This is a genomic window from Clostridium sp. 1001283B150210_160208_E6 (assembly GCF_015669365.1).
GTDB classification, from domain to species: Bacteria; Bacillota; Clostridia; order Clostridiales; family Clostridiaceae; genus Clostridium; species Clostridium paraputrificum.
Map to the genome: position 1 here is coordinate 1 of NZ_JADPAA010000032.1, position 4,836 is coordinate 4,836.

General features: G+C 30.0%; 3 protein-coding genes. 1 reads left to right on the forward strand and 2 read right to left on the reverse strand.

Annotation, left to right across the window (positions count from 1 at the left end):
* Positions 1–433: 433 nt before the first annotated feature.
* Positions 434–1,420 carry a DUF5050 domain-containing protein gene (locus I4V16_RS17140; RefSeq protein ID WP_049178734.1) on the forward strand — a complete coding sequence of 329 codons (987 nt, stop codon included), beginning with the start codon at positions 434–436 and terminating at the stop codon, positions 1,418–1,420.
* A 30-nt stretch (positions 1,421–1,450) separates the two neighbouring features.
* Here I4V16_RS17140 and murD read toward each other — a convergent pair whose 3' ends face one another.
* Positions 1,451–2,830 (reverse strand): UDP-N-acetylmuramoyl-L-alanine--D-glutamate ligase, encoded by a 1,380-nt coding sequence (murD, locus tag I4V16_RS17145; RefSeq protein WP_195572883.1) that lies wholly within the window; start codon positions 2,828–2,830, stop codon positions 1,451–1,453.
* A gap of 199 nt (positions 2,831–3,029) precedes the next feature.
* Positions 3,030–4,430, reverse strand: a complete 1,401-nt coding sequence (locus I4V16_RS17150) for a glycine--tRNA ligase (protein WP_195966943.1) — start codon at positions 4,428–4,430, stop codon at positions 3,030–3,032.
* Positions 4,431–4,836 lie beyond the last annotated feature (406 nt).

Genomic DNA, 4,836 nt, shown 5'->3' on the forward strand with positions numbered 1-4,836 from the left:
ACAACTTGATTTCTCAAGTTTACTCGTAAAAAAGAATTGCTGGTTTTTAACTTTATATTCTGTTCAATTTTCAAAGATCAGCTGCAATCTCACTTGACTGCCATATCATAATATCATCTATCAAATTTGTTGTCAACACTTTTTTTAAAGTGTATTTCAAACTTCTTTGACTTGTCGCAACTCATCTGTGCGACGGATATTATAGTAGCATTTCTTTTATAATTAATTAGCATAATTATTTCTTATTATTTCAAAATATATATTAATTTCTGTGTTTTTCTAACTTTTGCTTTAAATATCTATTAAAGATACGCCTGGATAAGTATAATAAATCTTTTTATAATTTACACCCAAATATTTAATAATCTTTACTACTATTACATTTTATTCTAGTATAATGATATAAATAAAGATTCTTCAGGAGGTTTTACATATGAAAAAAACATTGTTTTTACTACTAATATCGACAACATTTATTTTGGTTGGGTGCAATAATGATAAAAGTAATTCTAATTCTCAGACTTCTAATATTATAAAAACTGATAACTCTAACTCCTACAATGAATCATCTTCATTCTTAATATCTCCAGATACCTTATATCCAACGCAATTTATCTCTTCCACAAACTCATTAATATTTCCAAACTGGGATGACAATAATAAAATATCCATTATTAATGATCCTATTCCGGAATCAATAATCACTTCAAAGGATATTGTTAAGTTCTTTAACTATTCAACACATACCTTAGTAACACAAGGTGATATTATTTATTTTGCAGATGCTTCCAACAACAATTCATTATCTTCAATAAATATGATTGATGGTACATATAAAAAATTAAATTCACATAATGTCAGCAACTTATTATTAACTGGAAGCAATCTGTTATACATAAACAAAACTGATGGCAAGTTGTATTCTTATGATACAATCGATAAAACTTCTAAAATAATTATAAATAACGTTGTTGGAAAATACCTACTTAATGGAAATTATATTTTATATGAAAATAAAAGCGATTCCTCTAAATTGTATAAAATAAACTTAGAAGGCGCAGAAGACGGACAAGTTACCACTTTTTCAGTTAATAGCTTTGCTACTTATAACAACTATATAGTTGCCATTAACTCTGACGATAATAATAACTTATATAAAATAGATCCTGAAACTTTAAGAGCTACTAGAATAGCACTTATAAATGGAGAAGATTTAAAAACATTTAAGAACACTCTATATTTCATTAATCTTGACAAAAACAATTATCTTTACTCATTAGATATTAATGATTCTAGCAATCAAGTATCACTATCACCTATAATAAATCAAGGTATTAATGAATATTATCCTTCAGAAAAAGGTTTCTTTGTCCAAATCAGATCAAATGTAAACAATACATATATATTTAAAACCAATTAAAAGGAAGCTTATCAAATAAGCTTCCTTTTTCTATTTCATATTCATAACTATTTCTTTAAATACATTGCCTCTTACTGCAAAGTTAGGGAACATATCAAAGGATGCACAAGCAGGTGATAATGTTACTACATCTCCTTCTTCTGCTAATTCCCTGGCCTTACTTACTGCCTCTTCTAAATTATTTACAAAGTTCATACTAACTTTTATACCACGTTCTCCTTCTAACTTATTAAACGCAGCTTTAATTTTATCTTTAGTAGCGCCTAAAACTATCAATTCCTTTATAAAAGGATACCCCTCATAAGCTAATGGCTCAAATGGTATATGCTTATCATATCCACCCACTATTAATATTACCTTTTTATCAAAAGCCTTTAATCCCGCCAAAGTTCTTGTTGGGCTTGAGGCAATTGAATCATTATAATACTTAACTCCATCTAATTCTCTAACTAACTCACATCTATGCTCTACCCCTGTAAAACTTTCAGCAACTGCTTTCATTGTACTTATAGAAACATCATCTTTAGTTGCTAGAAATGCAGCTAGATAATTTTCTACATTATGCATTCCTTTAATGATTATATCATCCTTATTGCATACCTCTTTGCCATAAAGATATAAACTTCCGTCTTTATAGCAAGCGCCATTTTGTAATACTCTCTTAGAGCTAAATTCTCTTACTTCCCCTTTTGCCTCTTTTTCAAAACCATATGTTATTTCATTTTCTCTATTTACTACTAGCACTTCATTTTCTTCTTGGTATAAAAATATATTTTTCTTTGAATCTATATACTCTTGCATATCTTTATGCATATCCAAGTGATTTGGAGCTAAGTTAGTACAAACCGCCACATCTATAGGAGAATTCATTGTCATAAGTTGAAAACTAGATAACTCTAGTACAACCATATCTTTTTCATCAATCTCTTCTATTTGAGCAAATAATGGTGTACCAATATTTCCTCCAACCCAAGTTTTATACCCATCTTCCATTAACAACTTAGATATTATAGTAGTAGTTGTTGTTTTTCCATCACTACCTGTTACTCCATACACCTTACCCTTACAGTATCTAACGAACTCTTCCATCTCAGATGTTATATACGCTCCTTCACCTTTAGCTCTAACTAAAGCTTCACTATCAATTCTCATCGATGGCGTCTTAAATACTACATCAAATCCTGTTAGTTTATCTAGATACCCTTCTCCGAGTATTAATTTAACGCCCAATTCTTTAAACTCATCAGCTATATCCCCTAGAGCCTTTTCATCTTTAATATCAAAAGCTGATACAACAGCACCAAGTTTAACTAAGAACTTAATTAAAGGGATGTTAGAAACACCTATTCCTACTACTGCAACCTTCTTATTTTTTATAAATTCTTTAAATTCACTAAAATCCTTCTTCATCCTAAATCCTCCACAAAACATCAACTTTTATATTATCTAATATATTATTCTTATTTAAGTCTGTCCCATTTCTTTCTAATTATAACACTTCTAATTATTTTGTTCTACAAGCATAAAGTTTCTTTAATCACTCCACTTTTTATACTCACTTCTTCTAATGAATATAAAAAGTGGAGTTATATAATAACTCCACCTTAAATTAAAACTCTAAACTTTTTGCTATATAACTTTGTAAATCGCTTATCTTGATTCTTTCTTGTTCCATGCTATCTCTATCTCTTACAGTTACAGCACCATCTTCTAATGTATCAAAGTCTATAGTTATACAATATGGTGTACCTATTTCATCTTGTCTTCTATATCTCTTTCCTATACTTCCTGCTTCATCAAAATCAACGTTAAAGTACTTACTTAACTCCCCATAAACTTCTAGAGCTTTATCAGAAAGTTTCTTTGATAAAGGTAATATAGCCGCCTTAAATGGAGCTAACGCTGGATGGAAGTGCATTACAACTCTTGAATCTTGCTTATCTTCAGTTGATAAATCTTCTTCATCATAAGCATCAACTAAGAAAGCTAAAGCAACTCTATCTGCACCTAATGATGGTTCTATAACATAAGGTACATATTTCTCATTTGTTTGAGGGTCCAAATAGGACATGTCTTGACCTGAATGTTCTTGATGTTTCTTTAAATCATAGTCAGTTCTGTCTGCTATTCCCCATAATTCCCCCCATCCAAATGGGAATAAATATTCTATATCAGAAGTAGCTTTAGAATAAAATGATAATTCTTCTTGTGCATGATCTCTCATTCTTATATATTCTTCTTTTATACCTAAGTTTAATAAGAACTTCCAACAATAATCTCTCCAATATCCAAACCATTCTAAATCTGTTCCTGGCTTACAGAAGAATTCTAATTCCATTTGTTCGAATTCTCTTGTTCTAAATGTAAAGTTACCTGGAGTAATTTCATTTCTGAAGGACTTACCTATTTGTCCTATACCAAATGGCACTTTCTTTCTTGAAGTTCTTTGAACAGACTTAAAGTTAACAAAAATACCTTGAGCTGTTTCAGGTCTTAAGTATATTTCATTTTTTGCATCTTCAGTAACTCCAGCGAAAGTTTTAAACATTAAATTAAACTTTCTGATATCAGTATAATTTAACTTTCCGCACTTAGGACATACTATATTGTTCTTTTCTATATATTCTTTTAATTGCTCATTTGACCAACCATCTGCAGATGCTACCTCTACCCCTTGTTCTGTCATATGATCTTCAACTAACTTATCTGCTCTAAACCTAGCTTTACACTCTTTACAATCCATTAATGGATCTGAAAATCCACCAACATGCCCTGATGCCACCCACACTTCTTTATTCATTAATATAGCGCAATCAACTCCAACATTATATGGACTTTCTTGTATGAACTTCTTCCACCAAGCTTTCTTTACATTATTTTTAAACTCTACACCTAATGGACCATAATCCCATGCATTTGCTAATCCTCCGTATATTTCTGAGCCTGGGAATATGAATCCTCTACTTTTACATAAAGAAACTATTTTTTCCATAGTCTTTTCTACTGTCATCTTTATACCTCCTAATTTATTTTTTTGTAAATAAAAAAAGCTATATCAACCATAAAGGGACGAAAAAACATTTTCCGCGGTTCCACCCTTCTTGGCAATAAGCCCTACTTTCACAACCTCACACTCAAGAGTTCCTTTCATAAAATACCCATAGTGATTCTCACCAAACATCACCTCTCTAAAATAAAGCATCATACTACTCTTCTCTATCAACATGCCTATTTAATTATATATTCATTTTATCAAAAGAGTTTTATATGTCAATACCAAAGGTATATCATATATATTTTATATGTATTTTTTTATATAATAATTATATAAGCAAAATAGATAGTGTAAAGTTTTGTATGAAAAAATAGCCTATGGCTAGTTCTGAATAATAATAAAAAAAAAGACTTTATACCAT